Here is an 18,393-nt window from a genome sequence, read left to right as displayed (position 1 = left end):
TCAAATAGTACAGAAACTTTTTATTTTTTAGTTATAATAGTGGTATAGGTAACTAATTAGGAAACAAGAAATATGATTCAAAATACGCAAACAAATCAACATCAACTAGGAGCACTTACTGGTGCCAGCAAGTGTGACCACTATTACGAATTACATTTTGCCACGGGCGAAATTGCGCGCTTTTATGTCTTAGCTGCCGGCATTTTTCGTCTTTTAATTGATCCAGAGCAAAATTTTACTGAAAATCGAACGGAAACTATTCAATTAACCCAGTTTGATAACTCTGCCTTTGCAAAGTCGCAGGTCAGAGCCACCAATGATTCCTTAATTATCCATACTGGCAATTACCAAATTATTTTTGGGCAAAATCCAGCTGTTATAAGTATTTTTGATGAATCATTGCACCATAACAGGATGCACCAATCTCAACCACTTGAACTTAGTTCTACCAGAACCCGTGAGTTTTTAACAGAAAATAAAAATGAATTTTTTTATGGTGGCGGCTTGCAAAACGGCTACTTTAGTCACAGAGGACACAAAATCGCAATTAAGCATGACCAAATAACCGGTAAAGGTGGCGTCATTATGCCTGTCCCTTTTTTCTGGTCGAATGCTGGTTATGGTGAATTAAGAAATACTACTGCAGAAGGAACTTATGATTTTGGCAAAACCAAGAGAGGAGTCACTGTTCTCACCCACCAAGATGCAGTCTTTGATGCATTTTACCTTCTTGGTACTAATCCTCAGGAAATTTTGCAACGCTATTATACTTTAACGGGCAAACCAATGTTATTGCCCAAATACGCCTTAGGTCTGGGTCATATTGGCAATTTCTGTACAACTTTGTGGCAACCAAGTCAAGCTAAGAAACGCAATGCCAGTAAAATTGGCAATAATTATTATACTCGTACAAAAGATGAAAAAGCCGCATCGGGCAAATCTTCACTTAACGGCGAAGAAAACTACCAGTTTTCCGCGCGAGCACTAATTGATCGCTATCATGCCATGCATTTTCCTTTGAGCTGGTTTGTGCCCAATTATGGTGTTCAAGCCAACAATCAACAAGCTCTCAGTTTCTTTAATGAATATGCGTTAAACCAAGACGTTCATCCCGGATTTTGGCACCAAAGCGAAGTCGAATTACCGGAAAAAACTACTTTTACTTTTACTACTAATGAAATAGCGACTAAAGATAAAGCACAGCTTCAAAACGAATCACAAACAAAGCGTTCACTAGTGCTTGCTGATAGCGGCAGTACCGGCATGCAAAAAAACGCTGCTTTGATCTTTGGAGATGTTGGCGGCAACTGGGGCAATGTTGCTACACAAGTAGCTGGTATGCTCGGAGCAAATCTTTCAGGTCAGCCTTTAGTTGGTGCAGCAGTTGATGGACTGCAAGGCGGTGGCAATGCACAAATCAATGTCCGTGATTTTGAATGGAAATGTTTTACCCCACTGCTCTTTAATTTCGATGATCAGGGCAACTTCAGTAAAAACCCGTTTGCTTATAATAGGAAAATAACCGACATTAATTTGGCTTACCTCAAATTACGCCAGCATTTGACTAACTACATATATACACTAAATGAACAGGCAAAAAATGGCGCATTAATCATGCGTCCCCTTTTTAGTGACTTTCCAGACGAGCTGGCTAATTACACAGCACAGTTTGGCAATGAGTTCATGTTAGGCTCCGATTTGTTAATTGCACCAATTACTAATGGCCGCGAAGATGAAAACGGAGATTCACGCAAAGATAATCTGTATTTACCCGGGAAGAAGACAATGTGGATTGATCTTTTTACAGGTAAAAAATATGCCGGTGGCAAGGTCTACAATAATTTATCTTTTCCATTATGGCACCTACCAGCCTTTGTTCGCGGCGGCAGTATTTTTGACTGGGGCAATCGTGATTTTCTGCTTTACCCAGGAGATCAAAGTGAGACAGTTATTTACAACGATAACTCTCAAGCCGCTGAATCCAATGGTTCTACCACAAAAATTTTCAATGAAACTGAAAATGAAACGTTGCTGGTAACTATTCCACCAGTTGAAGGCAACTGGGAAAACCAAGATGTTGAACAACCTACTAAACTGACTATTATGTGTGATTCTTACCCTGATCGCATCACTATTAAAATTAACGATCAAGTTGTCCCAGTGGAAGAATACGGCTCGCTCGACGCTTTCAACCATGCTCGCGAAGGCATTTTTTACAATACTAATTATGGCTTGGATGAATTTAAACAATATCACAAGAACACGCAAACTGCCCTGCAAATAAAATTAGCAAGTCGAGACATTACCACAACTAAAATCGAAATTACAGTGCACAATTTTAATTATGGCAAGAAAGTGTTAGTACATGAAATTACCAGTGGCGTATTGCCTTCACCTAAATTGCCGGCAGTTGATTCAAGTAAAATTTCAGCTCATTCGTTCGAGCTTGCCTGGCCTCATGAAAGTGCAGTTCAGATAGAAGTTAATAATCTCCTTTATGTGGGCATTACCGGCAAAAATTTCACTTTTCACGAATTAACTCCTAATACTCGCTATATCATTAGAATGAGGTATGTAATAGGAAATAAAGTTTCTGAATGGTCTGATCTTTTCGGTGTTATTACCAAGCATGCTGCTAAAGATTATGCTATTGAAAACATTGAGGTGACTAGCAACTATACCAGCAAAGAAAATCATCCCCTGTCTTATTTAACTGATCTTAAACTGGCAAGCGAATGGCAAACGGATCAATCAATTTTACCTGAACAACCACTGGAACTAACCTTTACTTTTGAAAAAGTTGAGAAATTAAGCAGAATGGTCTATGTGCCACGAAATATTGATCATAATGGTGATCCTCTTGCGATATCAATTGCTGTTTCAGCGGATGGCGAGCAATATACTACCTATGCAGACTACTTGCAGTGGAAAGCTGACACGAAAAACAAGGTGGTTGGTCTGCGAGATGTCCGTGCAAAGAAAGTGCATTTGACTATCTATCAATCATCTGGTCCGATTATTGCTGCAAGAGAAATTATCTTTTTCAGAGCAAAAAGGTAAATAAATATAAACAAAAAACTAATATATACTGAGCCTCCAAAAGTTGTCCTAAACTTGGGGCTCTTTTATTTAAAAATTATATTAGACATTTAATTAAGCTTTTGGCTCATGATTTATCTATATATTTTTAGTCTTAAGGCTTTATCGCATTGAAAATATGATTATGACTTCTATTAATTATGCTCAATAGCTGTTAAGACTATATTGCTGCTTAAAATCAAGATCACCTAAATTATGGAGAGACATAATCGAAATCTCATCGGGTGCGGTGTATACTTGTACTAACATAAATTAGGGAGCTAATATTAATGAAAAAGAAACTGGGTAACTTTGTTGCTAGAAAAGTTGGTAATTCTATAGCACTTATGATCCCGAGTAAGGCTGGAGTTAAACCTGGACAACGATTTGAATTGATTCAAGAAGATAATAGCACTTTAATCTATAAGGCTATTGACTCTAATCCGCGGTTTAATGAAGAATATGACGATATTGACTTTAAAAAAGAAACTGAAAAAATAGGTAACCCTGATACTATGCAGGTTGGTAAGGAAAATGTAGCATCTAATCAAGAGACATTATTCGGATAGATGCTGAACCACATGCAGGACGAAAAGAAGGCGGCCATAATCCCCAATCTGGCATTATTCAAAGACCAGCGATAGTTACATTAAATAATGCATATAATCAAAAAACAGGACTCGTTATCTGCATGCCTCTTACGCATGATTTTAAAAAAGATAATCGTGGTCTATACTATCGTCTTGCTGATATCAGCAGTGGGATATCTGGTAGTGTAGTTACTTTTCAAATGCCTAATTATGATTTTCCGGTCGAAATGGTAAAATTGTTGGACATGTTAGTGATAAAGACTTGGATAACTTGCTATCTAAAGCATATCAAATTTTAGATAAGCACTAATTTTTATCAAAACGTTGCTTAATTCTAGTCACTCAAAAAATAAAAATAGTTTCATTTTAAAAGCACCTCAGGTTTAACCTGAGGTGCTTATGTTTTTTTACTTATCCGTATTATTTTTTTAAAAACCAGTGATACATTTTCCCATCGAGAAAGTCACCAATCACAAATATCAGCGTCCACAAAACAATTCCAATAATGCGCACAAACAAGGATGTTACATAATTATTCCAGCTATTATCATATGGTAGAAGAAATAAAAACAATAGGAATTACAAGGAAGAAGTACTTAACTTTAGCCCACCGTAAATGTTGGTGCTGATAAAATTGGATAAGTTTAGAATTCTGCGGTGTTTTGTGTGTTAATCTGACGCAAACTAGATATATTAAGTAAATAGCATCAACTATTAGTAAAATCAAAACAATATCATTAAGCATAAATAATCCCCTCCTATTTACAATTTAAGTCAAAAAAATTTTTAAACAGATGATATTTTATTATTTACTGTTTAACTTGATTTTAAAGACAAACCTATACCTTTACAATATTAAGTAAAAATAAATTTGCTATGCAAAATATAATAAACTGCTTTTTCAAAGCAGTTTTTAAAATCATAAAAAACCGGCTTATAGAAAACAAAGCTGGTTTTTAATTTAAAACTTTTTCTGGTTTTTAAACGAATCTGTCCTTTTTAATTACCCGGTAAACTGAAATAACTAAAACTAAAATTGCGCAGAGCATTGCCACATAGGCCATAGGTCCGACACTAATAGCAGCCTGAGCTTGACTGCTGGCCATACGATTTTCGACAGCGTATTCTACAATCCACTTACTCAAAAAACGAGGAGTTAAAACAAAGCTGATAGTAGCTATGATTGAAGCTACCAAGGCCGTATTGCGCGAATATGGTTCCCGAAAAAATTGTGCTAAAACGCAAAATGCCGGTGCAATCATTAAAAGCAAAACCCACATAATAATTAAACGACCTGCACCACTGCTCATCATTTGGGCACTGTTAGCCGCATAACGATATTTACCCCACAGCTGTCCGCCAGTTAGGGTATTTAATAAACTCAAGAAGTATGATCCCTGTTGACCATAGACGCCACCACGATTAGACAAGATGCCCTGAACGACTTGCAAGCTATCAGTCGAACCAGCTGTGGAAAAATTAACTGTTACCACTTTTTTCATATAAGTGGCCAGAAACATGATAATCGAGCCACCAAATTGCAAAGCTCGTAACATGCTTAATTTCCGGGATGACTTCATTTTAAATTCAAGGCTAAGTACACGGTTAGGATGATGACTGCGGCCAATCACAAAGATGCCAATTGCGACCACAATTGCCAGTGCAGCAAGAAGCCACCAGAGTTTAGCCATAACTAAGAAAATAGCCAAAACAACTATTGCCACCGCGATGTATGGCCGATCTGCAAAAATATCCCAGAAATTTAACTTTAAATGGCGATAGTCAGCACGAGTTTGAGAAGTATTATTTTCTCTAATCGTTGCCTTTGGCACCTTGTTTGTGTGCGACTGGGATTTTTGGCGGTATTCCTGCCTAGTTAAGTGCGAATCTCTTCCCATACCAACATCCCTTCCTTTCAGAAATAATATCCTAACATGTTTAATATGAAAATATCATCTATTTAGCAAATTCTTAGCAAATTTATTGTGCTAAAATATAAAAGATATCGTATTTTTTAGGAAAATATTAAAAAGAAAGCGAGGACGTTTTGACAGTTTCCGACAAATTTCCAGCTGGCTGGCACAAGGCATTTGTTACTTTGTGGCTAGGCTGCTTCATCACAGGCATGGGCTATTCCATGACAATGCCCTTTATCTCATTATTTATCGCTGATCTGGGCCACTACAGCAAGTTGCAGATTAGTATGTATTCCGGTCTTGCATTTGCCATGACCTTTATTGCTCAGGCAATTGTTTCACCTTATTGGGGCAACTTGGCTGACCGCAAGGGTCGTAAATTAATGTGCATGCGGGCATCTGGGGTCATGGCTTTAACTATTACTGCTACCGGCTTTGCCCCTAATGCTATTTACATAATTGTCATGCGTTTTATTCAGGGTGCTTTTTCCGGCTACATTAACAATGCTACTGCCTTGATCGCAGGAGAAACTCCCCACAGAAAAAGTGGCTGGGTAATGAGTCAAATGATGACTGCCGGTACAGCTGGAAACTTAGTTGGACCACTTTTAGGTGGTGTTTTGTCAAACTTCTTCGGTAATTGGCTTGGTGGCGTCTGGGGCTACCGGATCCCATTCTTCATCACCGGCTTTTTGATGGTGCTCGTCTTCTTAGGGTCGACATTCTTAGTTCATGAAAACTTCACCCCAATTTCTCGTGAAGAAATGAAGCCTATGAAAGAAATCATGCACTCTCTACCAAGCGTTAAACTGATTGTAGTCATGTTCATAACCACCCTGTTAGTGCAGGCCGCTAACATGTCAATTGATCCAATTGTTTCTTTGTATGTCAAATCGATGATGCCTAATAGCAAGAATATTGCCTTTGTAGCGGGGATCGTAGCCGCAACCCCAGGTCTCGGAACACTGCTGGCTGCTTCCAAAATCGGACATAAAATGGATGAAATTGGACCACTAAAAATATTACGCTTAGGTTTAATAGTAGGTGCGATTCTCTTCGTACCCATGGCTTTAACACACTCACCTTGGGTGTTGGCAGGATTGCGTTTTTTGCTGGGAATTGCCAGTGCAGCAATGTTACCGGCAGCACAGACTGTTTTGACATTGAACACTCCGGCCGAAAGCTTTGGTCGCATCTTTAGCTACAATCAGTCTTTCCAAGCAGTTGGTTCTGTGTTTGGTTCACTAATGGGTTCTACTATCTCCGGTCTGTTCAACTACGCTACAGTTTTCTGGACTACAGGTTTCACCCTACTGATTAACTTTATTCTGATTATCTTTTTCAGTTTGAGAAAAAGCACTAATAAATAAGAGCTAACTTACAACTAGTAAAATATCCTAATTTGGTGATTCACATCATTATCTTGACAGTTTTTATATACTTGATAGAAAAGAATGACGGCAAAAATCAGATACTGCAAATTTACCAGCTAAACTGGCTGTTTATTTTCCTTTTTGTGCGGATTTTCTCATCACCAATAAGGTAATTACAAAGAGCAGAATACTGACGATAAACAGACCCCAAAGAGAATAGATAACGCTTGTCACAGCCGATAAGGTAGTAAAAGCAGTTGTCATTAAGGGACTGGCAATTAATAAAATCGTATTAATCAGACCAACAGAGGACGCCAAAATTTTACGATCAACTGCACCTACCATCCATTGAGTTAATTTTGGAGTAGCAGTTCCTGCAAAGAAGCCTAAGATACAATAAGTTATTAAACAGAACCAAATTTGTTTACTTAAAATAGCAATTATGACACTTGCTCCAGCAATATAAGCAAACATAATGATGATATAAAGGCTAACATTTTTAAATAGATTAGTACCAAAAATGCTGCCTAAGGCAGCGCCTATTCCTGCCATAGCGCCGATTAATGCAATTGTAAAACTATAGGTTCCAATGACCATCACCTGACGATTGCCCGCAATTACAATAGAAATCAGAGGCTCTATCGTGCTGAGAACTCCGTTTAAAATGGCGATTACCAGTAAGGTAGTAATTAAGCCACTAGCCTTTTTAACTTGCTTTAATGCTAAGGCCAAGGTGGACCAAAAGCCACGATCATCGACTTCTTGTGTGACAGTTGAAATGCCCTTTTTTCGTCTACTCCTGGCAATATTGCAATAGATCAACCCTGCCACAACGAAAGTCAGACCGTTAATTACAGCCAGCGCAGAATATGACATGAATAACAAAAGTCCTGATCCAACAAACTGACCAATCAAAGTGATTACTTGCGAAACACCACTAGTAAAACCTTCAGCTTCAGCAATCTCATCCTTTTTAACCAGACTAATAATTAATGGTGTGGTCAGTCCGCCAGAATAAGTTCCGGCCGTATCAGAAATAAAGTTGATGATAATCACCATAATTACCAGATTCCAGCCAGCGATGTTCTGGCTAAAAAGAAAACCAACCAGTAGATAAAGCGCACCTCTGATCATAGCCATCCAGACTATTTTTTGAAATTTGTTCTGCGTCCTGTCAGCTAGATAGCCACCAACACTGGAGAACAGCCGGGGAACTGACTCCGAAATAGCAATTAAAGACAAGGCCAGCGAATAATTTTTGAGCCGACTGGCATAAGTCATCAGCGCTAAATAGAATAAAATATCCCCCGCACTGGATAAAATACTGGCAATTGAAAACTTGCGATATTCTTTATTTTTAAAAAAGATAGTCATAATTTTTTCTCCTTTTTAACTTTCTTTATTTTCAATTGTACTTAAGCTAAAATTAAGAAAAGAAAAGTGTCATATATGAAACAAAAAAATTTAATGAGGTTAAATTATGACTATCGGTGCATTACTTAGACAATACCGCTTAGAAGCTGGCAAAACTCAACGCGCATGGATTGGTGACGTTATCAGCCCTTCTTTTTACTCCAAAGTAGAAAAAGATCTGACGCGCATTTCAGCGGCAGACCTAATTGAATTATTACGGCAAAATCACGTTAAAATTGCTGATTTTTTTAAACAACTTGATTACCAGTCTGAAAGTGAAGATAATCTCAAAAAGAGGATTGTTGCCCAAATGACGGACGCTTATTATAATTTTGATACTAAGCGCCTAAAAGAAATTAAGCAGGCCATTGCGGGTAGCGAGCTTACCAGTAAAAATGATTTAATGCTAAGTGTGAACTCAATCTTAGCTATTATAGATGGTAATAGAGAAAAATTGAGTGCTGCAGAAATTCAGCAACTTAAAAATAAATTCTTTAATGAAGAGAATTTCGACTGGAAAACTATCAAAATTTTCCTGAACTGCATGGTTTTTTATGATTTTGCCAGTGACATGATCATTACTAACAAAATTTTTCAGCAATTTAAAGATAGTGATAATGACGATATACAATTTATAGTGTTGGGAATATTAATCAATATGATTAGTATGTGTCTGGAAAAAAGCAAGTACCAGGAAGCCAAGCAATTGGTGGAAAAATCCCATGAGATTCACACCCAGCCACTAACCTTCTTTAATAAGATGGTTCTATTATTTTTGGAGAACATTATTAACTATCATTTTGATCCTAAACAGGTTTATCTGGATAATTGCGCAAGGCAAATAGAAGAGTTTGCCTTAATCGGCATGACTGAATTTAGTAAGCAGTTGCAAAAAACTGTGCAAGAAAAGACAGGTGGCAATTTAGTATAAAAAGAAGCCGGTTCCAGCATTCACTGGTAACCAGCTTTTTATTATCAATTTGATTAAGACACTCCTATAGTCTAGGGATCAACAAAAAGCAAAAATTTTCCGTTGCTGCCAAGAAAAGCGTTTTCTAAAGCTAAGACGTAGTATAATTAAATGAAAATAAAGCAGTTACTGCTAAGTTGTGAAAGTGTAAATATCATGAAGTCAAACGAAGAAATGATTGAAGGACAACAACTCTATCCTTCAAATAATTCAGGATTTACTAACTCCAATAAAAGTGTGACTGTTGGACATAAAGTAAACATTCTGCATGTAATCATAGGAATAATTTTAGTCATTTTAGTGTCATTATTTATGACTGGATTTGGCTATCAACCATGGTGGGTACTGGGTTTCACAATTTTGGCAGGAATTTTTATTACTTTACCAACATGTTTTAGTGGATATTGGCTGATCGATAAAAATGGAATTACTGTAGTGAGTTATAGTTCAAATGATGCAATAAAACTTATGCAGCTGTTACATATCAAAAAAATATATGCAAAATCATATTTATTTGAGAATATCACTAGTGCTGAAATTACATACCGTAAAAAAGTTCGAATTAGTCCACTTGATTTTAACCCAGACTTTTTTAAACTAAATTTGACTGTGGATAAAAAAGTTATTCAATTAGAATTAGGAAATATTCAAGCAAAAGATTTAATAGTAATAGTCACTATACTCAATAATCATGGAATAGCTGTTTATGATAGACAACAGATAGTTTGGCTGCTTAAAGAGAATAAAAATTTATTTAATCATTTTCACAATGGTAAGTGGGCATCACTATAGTGGCATCATAGTTGGAAAAGGCAAAACTTGCTTAATTTTCTGATGAAATATTCCCAAATAGCGTTAGTAGATCATCCTGCATAAGTAGAAAATGCACAATTGTATTGTCCACAAAAGGTCGATTTTTTTGTTGAATCTATGACAGTAAAAATAAAATGTAAATAAATATAGCGTAAAGAAATTGGTAACTAAAACCTATTTCAAATTTGGCACCAATTTAATTTTTGAGTAAAACAAAAGCCAAGCTTTCTAAATGAAAAGCTTGGCTTTTTTACTTGCAGCAATTGGCTGAAGCAATATGTTCTAACATAGAAATCTGACATTATAGCTATTTATTTTTTAACAAACAACTCGGCTACTTGATCATTAGCAGCGACTCTATCATTGTCAGCAACTTTGACATCTAATAATCTGTCAGACAGAGTAGCTACAAAGATAACATCGGTTGCTTTTCCAGCAGATTTAATTTCTGTTAAATTCATCTCTGCCAGCTTGTCACCCTGATGGACTTGTTCTTTTTCAGAGCAAAGAATCTTAAAGCCTTTGCCCTTAAGCTCAACAGTATCCAATCCCATATGCAAAAGATACTCAATGCCATTTTCATCTTTTATGCCAATTGCATGTTTAGTCGAAAAAATTGTTGTTATAGTGCCATCAACTGGAGCGTAGATATTGCCATTTTCTGGTAAAATCGCAAAGCCTTTACCTACCATCTCTTTGGAAAAAACACCATCATTTAAGGTTTGCAATGATTCCAGCTGCCCATCAGCAGGTGCAAACAATGCAATTTTTTGACTCGGACCCGTTTCAACTGACTTTTGAACTTTTTTATCCTCTGAATCTAACTTCGAACTTTTTACTGGCTTAACTGAGTTCGCAACAGTTTTTGGCGCTTTGCCGCTATTAATCAGATCCATTACATTTGTTTTAATGTTGCCGACAGTAGTGCCATAAATTACCTGGACAGACGCACCGTTAACTACTGTCCCGGCTGCTCCCGTTGAGGTTAAGGTTTCTTTATCTACTAAATTGCCGTCTTTAACTGTCACCCGCAGCCTTGTGGCACAGTTGTCAACATTCACTAAATTATCAGTTCCGCCTAGAGCTGCTACTATTTCATAAGCTACTTGCTCATCTTTAGTTAGAGCAGTAAATTTCTTATTATCAACATAATCTTTCTTGGTTTTTAAAGTAGTATCATCTTTACGACCAGGCGTATTGAGATCGAACTTAGTAATTACAAATCTAAACAAGAAATAGTAAACAACGAAATAAGCAATACCTAAGAAGATGATTGGAACCCAATTAGTTCTGGCATTTCCGGGTAACACACCATAAAGAATAAAGTCTATTAAGCCACCGGAAAAGGTAAAGCCTACTCCTACTTTTAGCAATGTTACAAAGACTGCAGAAAAAGCAAAAAGTACACAGTGAACGCCAAAATACAAAAATGGTGAAGCAAATAAAATAGTAAATTCAAGCGGCTCGGTAATTCCAGTTAAAATGGAAGTTACTGCAGAAGATACTAATAGTCCCTTAATTTCACTTCGTTTATCTTTACGAGCAACAGAGTACATTGCCAGGGCAGCAGCTGGCAAGCCAAAAATCATTTCTGGGAACTGAAATGAAAAGAATCTGGCAGCTTCATACGAAATTTTCCCGCCGGCAGCTAATTGTGCAAAGACAATATTTTGGGCACCTTGCACGGTATGACCAGCAACAACGGCCGTCCCACCTACTGCTGTTTGCCAAAACGGCAAATAGAAAATGTGGTGTAAACCAAAGGGTATCAACATTCTGTAGATTAATCCGTATAGAAAGGAACCAACTACTCCTGATTTAGCAATAAAGAAGCCCAAAGCAGAAATTCCAGCAGCAAAATAAGGCCAAATATATGAAAGCAAAATTCCTATTATTACGCCAGAAACCGCAGCGGCTATTGGCGGAAAGTGAGCACCGCCAAAAAATGAAATTACATCAGGCAGTTTAATATTGTAGTACTTATTGTGTAGCCATACGACTATTAAACCAATGATAATGCCCCCGAATACTCCCAGGTTCATTGTGTTGTTAAAACCCAACACATTTGTAATTAAGCCGTTAACTTGTTTGAGCTGATTTAAATTTCTGAGATTTTTAATTGAACTGGTTAAGGAAGCGTACATTAAAAAGTAGCCTACAACCGCAGAAAGCGCAGCGACCCCTTTTTCACTTTTTGCCATTCCCAACGCTATAGAGACAGCAAATAGCAAGCCTAGATTGTCAAAGACTACAGAGCCACAGTCATTTAAAATGCTTAAAAACCTGTTTAACGGCATCCCCGGCGATAAAATACTTTCCAAATGATACAACTTTATAAAAGTCGGACCAGTAAAAGAAGCACCCAATCCTAGAAATAATCCCGCTATCGGAAGCAAGGAAATTGGCAACATGAATGTCTTGCCAACTTGTTGCGCCTTAGCATAAATTTTTCCCTTCATTATTTTCCTCCTGTATCTATTTAAATACTCCAGATCAGATGTTCTCATTAAGACAGAATATAAACAATCCTTTGTGAATCGTAAAAACTTTTTTTTCTGTATTTATAATGAAATGCTTTTTTCTATGCTTAATATCCTTCAAATTAATACTAACTTGACCTGCCTATTTTAAAAAAATCTTTCTATAATTTTTTCACGCAGAACTATCAAAATAACTATTATTTTATAATTTTAAAAAATATAGCTTTATTTTAAAATAGTTCTTTCGATTATAAAATGTTTAGCGTATAGTGAGAAGACGTAGAAGAATTTAAAATAATTAGATACTTTCACTTATGTTTTTTAGAATAGAAAGGATGTTTATATTAATGGAAAAGTATAAAAAATATGATAAATTAAATTACTATCTCGCGCTTTTTTTTCGGGAATAGTCTATCCGTTTATAAACTTATTGCTTGCTTTGGTGTTAAAAATATTAAATGACTCAGGGATTGCCAGGAATGTTTATGAATTAAAAAATGCAATATTTGTTTATTAGTATGTATATTTTTGGCAGCTGCTGTTTTTACCAGTGAACTAACCAAAAATAGGTTTGTTAATAATTTTAGTAAAAAATATCGCAGGCATATTTTTAATGAAATTATCGCAAGTGATCTAAATGAATTCAGTAACAATAGTACTGGAGATTTTTTAGCAACAATGACCAATACTATCTCGACAATTGAGGAAAAATATATCAAATCTTTCTTTAGTATTGTGTCTGACTCGTCATTATTGCTTTTCTCAATTATAGGGATGTTTATGATTAACTGGCAGCTGTCAATAGCAGTGCTAATTGTAAGTTTAATGCCAATTTTTGTGATGAGTTTGGTGGGAGGAAAAATGCAGGCAAAGCAGAATCTGGCTTTGACGCAACAAAATGCCTATGTTTCCAAAGTAAAAGACACATTTTCGGGTTTTTTAGTAATTAAAAGCTTTAATATTGAAAAACAAATTAGCAAAGAATTCCAGAATAGTAACGATAAACGGGCTGATAGCGAGTTTTCTTTGGCAGAACTTAATAATATTTCGGTATCAATTTCAAACTTCTCTGGATATTTAGTTTTTCTGGTTGCATACGGACTCGGAATGTTTATGGTAATTAACGGAAGCACCAGTATTGGTGGAGTTACAGCAATTGTGCAATTAGTTAATTTTATTGTAATGCCACTAAGCAAATTAGGTCTGGAAATGAATAACAAAAAGGCTGGCTTGGCTGCCAGCAAAACTCTGAATCAGTTGCTGAAGAAAGTGCATAATTCGGTAAAAGATAACAGTAACTATTTGGAATTGAACAGATTTGAAAATGAGATTAAATTGACCAATGTTAGTTTTTCCTACCCCCAGCATGGTGAAACGGGAAAGAGGGTACTTTCACACATCAATTTACAAATAGAAAAAGGCAAAAAATACGCGCTTGTAGGTATGTCGGGTAGTGGTAAAACAACATTATTAAAGTTACTAATGAGATATTACAGATTGACTAAGGATGGCAACATCAGTGTAGATAACGTAAATATCAATAACATTAATTTGTCATCGCTTTATAAACTAATAAATATTGTCCAACAGGACGTCTATATTTTCGATAATTCTCTTGCGTATAATATAATGCTAGGCAAATCTTTTACAGACAAAGAACTGAATTATGCTATAAATAAGGCTGGTTTAAGAAAGCTAGTAAACGGCAATTCTAAGGGCGTTGCTATGAATGTTGGCGAAAATGGCAAAGAGTTATCTGGTGGCCAAAAGCAGAGAATTTCTATAGCGCGAGCATTAATTAGAAAAACACCCATCTTGTTAATGGATGAAGCAACGTCATCTTTAGATCAAAAAAATACTACTGCAATTGAAAATGCTATTTTAGAAATAAAGGATTTAACATCAATTGTGGTAACACATAAATTGAATCCCAACTTATTACAAAAATATGATGCGATAATTTTTATGAAAGATGGCACTATTACTGAGGAAGGTTCTTATAAAGAATTGATGAAGCAAAAAGGTGATTTATATAATCTATGCAGCCTGACTATGACTAATTAGTTTATTGCAATCAATGTTTTGAAAAAATTGCAATAGAAATTGACATAGCAAAAAAGCGTGCTTTTAAGCACGCTTTTTCTTGTTTATTTTGCTCACATGAGCCGAGTCGTATCTCCGCCAAGATTTACCCTAAATCAGCACCGTTAGTAGAAATAACCTTCTTGTACCAGTCAAAAGACTTTTTCTTGTAGCGCTTAAAGGTTCCGTGGCCTTCATCATCTTCATCAACATAGATAAAACCGTAACGTTTCGACATTTCACCAGTCGAAGCACTGACCAAATCAATACAGCCCCAAGGAGTATAGCCCATAACATCAACGCCATCGTCTATTGCCTGGGAAATAGCCTCGATATGTTCACGCAGGTAGTCAATTCGGTAATCATCAGCCACATAATGATTTTCGTCAGGTTTGTCTACTGCACCCAGACCGTTTTCAACAACGAAAACTGGCCTTTGGTAACGATCGGACAATTGGTTTAAGGCAATTCTTAATCCTGTTGGATCAATTTGCCAGCCCCAGTCGCTGCTCTTTAAGAATGGGTTCTTAACACCGCCCATTAAGTTGCCGTTAACAGTTTCTTGGTTTTCATGAGTAACATCAACTACAGATGACATATAATAGCTAAAACCAATATAATCAACTGGGTATTGAGCTAGCAATGCCAATTCATCATCAGTGTAATCAATGTCAGATAATTGCACACCTTGGCGAGCTAATAAACTCCTAGTATAGGCAGGATAATGCCCTCTTACTTGAACATCGGCACAGAAGAAGTTATTAGCCTGATTATCTTGCAGGGTAGCTAATTGGTTCTTAGGATTTGAATCATAGCTGTAAGTAGTAGCGTATAAAATCATGCAGCCAATTTTCATATCAGGATTGAGCTCATGACCGATTTTAACTGCTTTTGCACTAGCAACAAATTGGTTATGCCACGACTGGTAAATGTTTTTCTTGTCATCAGCGCCATTACTTGTCGTTAAGCCTTGACTCATTATTGGAAAGTGAGCAGCACTGTTAATTTCGTTGAAAGTCATCCAGTACTTAACTTTGTCTTGATAACGAGTCAAAACTGTGCGGGCAAAACGCTCATAGAAGTCAATTAACTTCTTATTCTTCCAGCTCCCATATTCAGTAATTAAATGAAGAGGTAATTCATAGTGAGAAATAGTAATCACAGGCTCAATATCATGCTTTAAGCATTCATCAATTAGTGAGTCATAAAACTTAAGTCCCTCTTCATTAGGAGTTTCTTCATCCCCATTAGGAAAAATTCTGGACCAGGCAATTGAAAAGCGGTAGCACTTAAAGCCCATTTCGGCAAAAAGTGCAATGTCCTCTTTATAATGGTGATAGTGATCAATACCAATGTGGTTAGGATAAACATAATCTGAATTAATCTTAAAATCAAAATCAGGTGAAGCAATGATTTTCATTCGGTCCTTACCGCCAGGTAAAACATCTGGCAAAGATAAACCTTTACCCCCTTCTTGGTAAGCACCTTCTAATTGATTGGCAGCAGTAGCACCGCCCCATAAAAATCCTTTAGGAAAATTATTTGTAGTCATTGTTATCTCCTTTCGTTATTTCAGGTCTAATAATGCATCCCCAATGGTTATTGTACCATTCGCAACTGCATTAACCTCATGGTAATTATTAGAATTAGTAACAATTACTGGTGTAGTAGTTTCAAAGCCAGCTTTTTTAATAGCTTCAAGGTCAAATTTAATAAGAGGGTCGCCCTTTTTGATACTCTGACCTTTTTTAACTAAAGTAGTAAAGCCTTTGCCATCAAGTTCCACAGTATCCATACCAATATGAATCATTACTTCTGCGCCATTAGTTGATTTAAGACCAATTGCGTGGCCGGTAGGGAAAACCATTACAACTTCACCATCAAGGGGTGAACAAACTTTGCCTTCTCGTGGTGCAATCGCAACGCCTTTGCCCATTGAGCCACTGGAAAAGACTTCATCTTTAACCTCGCTTAATGGCACAACCTGTCCATTTAACGGAGCTACCAATTTTTCTTCCTTATTATATGAAACTTCTGGTTTTACACTTGCGGAACTTGCAGAATTGTTTGTTGCAGCATTATCTGTACCTGCATTTGTAGCTGTCGCTATGGCAGTTTGTTCAGTTATTGGTGCATCAACACTGTTTTTACCAAATAGCATTTGGAAAGCAAAGCCTAAAATTGTTGCTATAACCATTGCTAGAATTAAACCATAAACGCCAGTATCAAAACCATTTTTACCAATTGCATCTGGAATTGAGAAGATTCCCATTCCGGCCATCTGGAATACTTTTACTTGGAAGAAACCAATGATGCCGGCACCAATTGCAGAGGCAATACAGCTTAAAATGAAAGGCTTCTTTCTTTCAAGGGTGACACCATAAATAGCCGGCTCAGTAACCCCGAAAATACCAGAAACAAAGGCTGGAATTGCAATACTGCGGGTTTTTTCATCTTTAGTTTGGAAAATAATTGCTAAAACAACGCCTGTTTGAGCAAATGAAGCTGCTAAAGATAAGCCTAAGATTGGATCATAGCCTAAAGCAGCAATATTGGTCATCATAACTGCCACAAAGCCCCAGTGAACGCCAAAGATAACAAATACTTGCCAGAATGCTCCCATTAAAATGCCGGCAACAATTGGGCTGAAGTGGTAAACTCCACTAACAGCAGCTGCAATAGCATTACCAAGCCAGGTAGCAACAGGGCCAATGACAATAAAGGTAACAGGAATAGTAATTAGTAAAACCATAAATGGCACTAAGAAAGTTTTGACAACATCAGGAATAATCCTTTTAGCCAATTTTTGCACTTTAGAAGCAAACCAAATTGACAGGATAATTGGAATGACTGATGAAGTATAGTTCATCGAAATTACCGGAATTCCCAAAAAAGTCATGTGAATTGGTGCTTGGAGAATAGTACCCTTAAATACAGTAAACAGAGTGGTTTTACTGCTGGCCATTGCGACAATTGAAGGATAGCAAAGTGCAGCACCAATTGTTGCACCTAGATAGCCGTTCATGCCGAACTTTTTAGCTGCTGAAATTCCTAAAATAACTGGCAGGAAGTAGAATAAACTGTCACCAATGGCATTCAAAATAATGTAAGTACCAGAAGTTTGCGCTTCCCAGCCAAAAGCTAAGAACATGGCATTAAAGCCCTTGATCATACCGGCAGCACACATTGGCCCTAAAATCGGATTGAAAATGCCAGAGATTAAATCAATAAACTTATCTGCTAAACTCATGTTGCTGGTATCTTCATAATCATCGGGCACGCTGCCGCCACCAGAAAAGCCGCCTACTTTAACCAGCGTGTCATAAACATCAGCGACATTATTGCCAATCACAACTTGGTATTGCCCACCCGATTTCACAACAGAAATTACGCCATCGGTGGCCTTTAATTTGTCATCGTTAGCCTTTTTCATATTTTTTAATTTAAAACGTAAGCGCGTAGTACAGTGAACAACACTGATCACGTTATCTTTACCGCCAACATCAGCGATAATTTCACGACTTAGATCCTCGTAAGCCATTTTTTCCTCCTAAATATCAAAACCCGAGGACCTCAAGAAAGCACCTCACTAATTTATTGTGAGATTTTCACCTGAAGTTCTCGGGTTAATGCCTGTAAACAGTAACACACCGTTTAAACTTATAAATTATTAAAATA

At 36.8% G+C, this 18,393-nt stretch carries 12 protein-coding genes and 1 pseudogene; 8 read left to right on the top strand and 5 right to left on the bottom strand.

Translation table 11 applies throughout. The annotated features are described in order from the left end of the window. The first annotated feature begins 72 nt into the window (after nt 1-72). The 4 genes and pseudogenes from LDM90_RS01315 to LDM90_RS09370 all read left to right on the top strand — a co-directional run bounded on the left by LDM90_RS01315 (nt 73) and on the right by LDM90_RS09370 (nt 3,967). Nucleotides 73-3,060, top strand: coding sequence for a glycoside hydrolase family 31 family protein (locus LDM90_RS01315; protein WP_223896268.1), 2,988 nt, complete (start codon nt 73-75; stop codon nt 3,058-3,060). Nucleotides 3,061-3,368: 308 nt separating this feature from the next. Continuing rightward, the gene (locus LDM90_RS01310) at nt 3,369-3,647 is read left to right on the top strand and encodes an AbrB/MazE/SpoVT family DNA-binding domain-containing protein (protein ID WP_223896267.1); all 279 of its coding nucleotides are present in this window, start codon (nt 3,369-3,371) and stop codon (nt 3,645-3,647) included. Next, nucleotides 3,635-3,769, top strand: a pseudogene (locus LDM90_RS09465) (type II toxin-antitoxin system PemK/MazF family toxin); the annotation flags it as partial. The gene LDM90_RS01310 and the pseudogene LDM90_RS09465, both read left to right, overlap by 13 nt. Continuing rightward, nucleotides 3,770-3,967: a hypothetical protein gene (locus tag LDM90_RS09370; RefSeq protein WP_232350249.1), complete on the top strand. Its 198-nt coding sequence runs from the start codon at nt 3,770-3,772 to the stop codon at nt 3,965-3,967. Between the two features lie 681 nt (nt 3,968-4,648). Here the strand turns inward: LDM90_RS09370 and LDM90_RS01300 are convergent. Further along, entirely contained in the window at nt 4,649-5,566 is a 918-nt protein-coding gene (locus tag LDM90_RS01300) for a cytochrome C5 (RefSeq protein WP_223896266.1), read from the bottom strand. A gap of 149 nt (nt 5,567-5,715) precedes the next feature. Between LDM90_RS01300 and LDM90_RS01295 the strand changes: the two genes are divergently transcribed. Continuing rightward, entirely contained in the window at nt 5,716-6,954 is a 1,239-nt protein-coding gene (locus tag LDM90_RS01295) for an MFS transporter (RefSeq protein WP_223896265.1), read from the top strand. 132 nt (nt 6,955-7,086) lie between these two features. Here the strand turns inward: LDM90_RS01295 and LDM90_RS01290 are convergent, their stop codons facing one another. Next, on the bottom strand, nt 7,087-8,331 hold the full coding sequence (locus LDM90_RS01290) for an MFS transporter (protein WP_223896264.1): 1,245 nt from the start codon (nt 8,329-8,331) through the stop codon (nt 7,087-7,089). A 106-nt stretch (nt 8,332-8,437) separates the two neighbouring features. Here LDM90_RS01290 and LDM90_RS01285 point away from each other — a divergent pair, with 106 nt between their 5' ends. Then, on the top strand, nt 8,438-9,301 hold the full coding sequence (locus LDM90_RS01285) for a helix-turn-helix domain-containing protein (protein WP_223896263.1): 864 nt from the start codon (nt 8,438-8,440) through the stop codon (nt 9,299-9,301). Nucleotides 9,302-9,496: 195 nt separating this feature from the next. Further along, a complete protein-coding gene (locus tag LDM90_RS01280) occupies nt 9,497-10,132 on the top strand; it encodes a hypothetical protein (protein ID WP_223896262.1) in 636 nt (211 codons plus the stop codon). A 332-nt stretch (nt 10,133-10,464) separates the two neighbouring features. On the opposite strand, the gene LDM90_RS01275 is transcribed toward LDM90_RS01280, so the two are convergent. After that, entirely contained in the window at nt 10,465-12,612 is a 2,148-nt protein-coding gene (locus LDM90_RS01275) for a PTS sugar transporter subunit IIABC (RefSeq protein ID WP_223898642.1), read from the bottom strand. 510 nt (nt 12,613-13,122) lie between these two features. Between LDM90_RS01275 and LDM90_RS01270 the strand changes: the two genes are divergently transcribed. After that, entirely contained in the window at nt 13,123-14,697 is a 1,575-nt protein-coding gene (locus LDM90_RS01270; protein ID WP_223896319.1) for an ABC transporter ATP-binding protein, read from the top strand. A gap of 124 nt (nt 14,698-14,821) precedes the next feature. Here the strand turns inward: LDM90_RS01270 and LDM90_RS01265 are convergent, their stop codons facing one another. Beyond that, nucleotides 14,822-16,267, bottom strand: a complete 1,446-nt coding sequence (locus LDM90_RS01265) for a glycoside hydrolase family 1 protein (RefSeq protein WP_223896259.1) — start codon at nt 16,265-16,267, stop codon at nt 14,822-14,824. A 15-nt stretch (nt 16,268-16,282) separates the two neighbouring features. Continuing rightward, nucleotides 16,283-18,256, bottom strand: coding sequence for a beta-glucoside-specific PTS transporter subunit IIABC (locus tag LDM90_RS01260; RefSeq protein WP_223896258.1), 1,974 nt, complete (start codon nt 18,254-18,256; stop codon nt 16,283-16,285). Nucleotides 18,257-18,393: the final 137 nt, after the last annotated feature.

Source organism: Lactobacillus huangpiensis, from assembly GCF_019972815.1.
GTDB classification, from domain to species: Bacteria; Bacillota; Bacilli; order Lactobacillales; family Lactobacillaceae; genus Lactobacillus; species Lactobacillus huangpiensis.
Note: the sequence above shows the minus strand (reverse complement) of the source record. Positions and strands in the feature narration are given on the sequence as shown.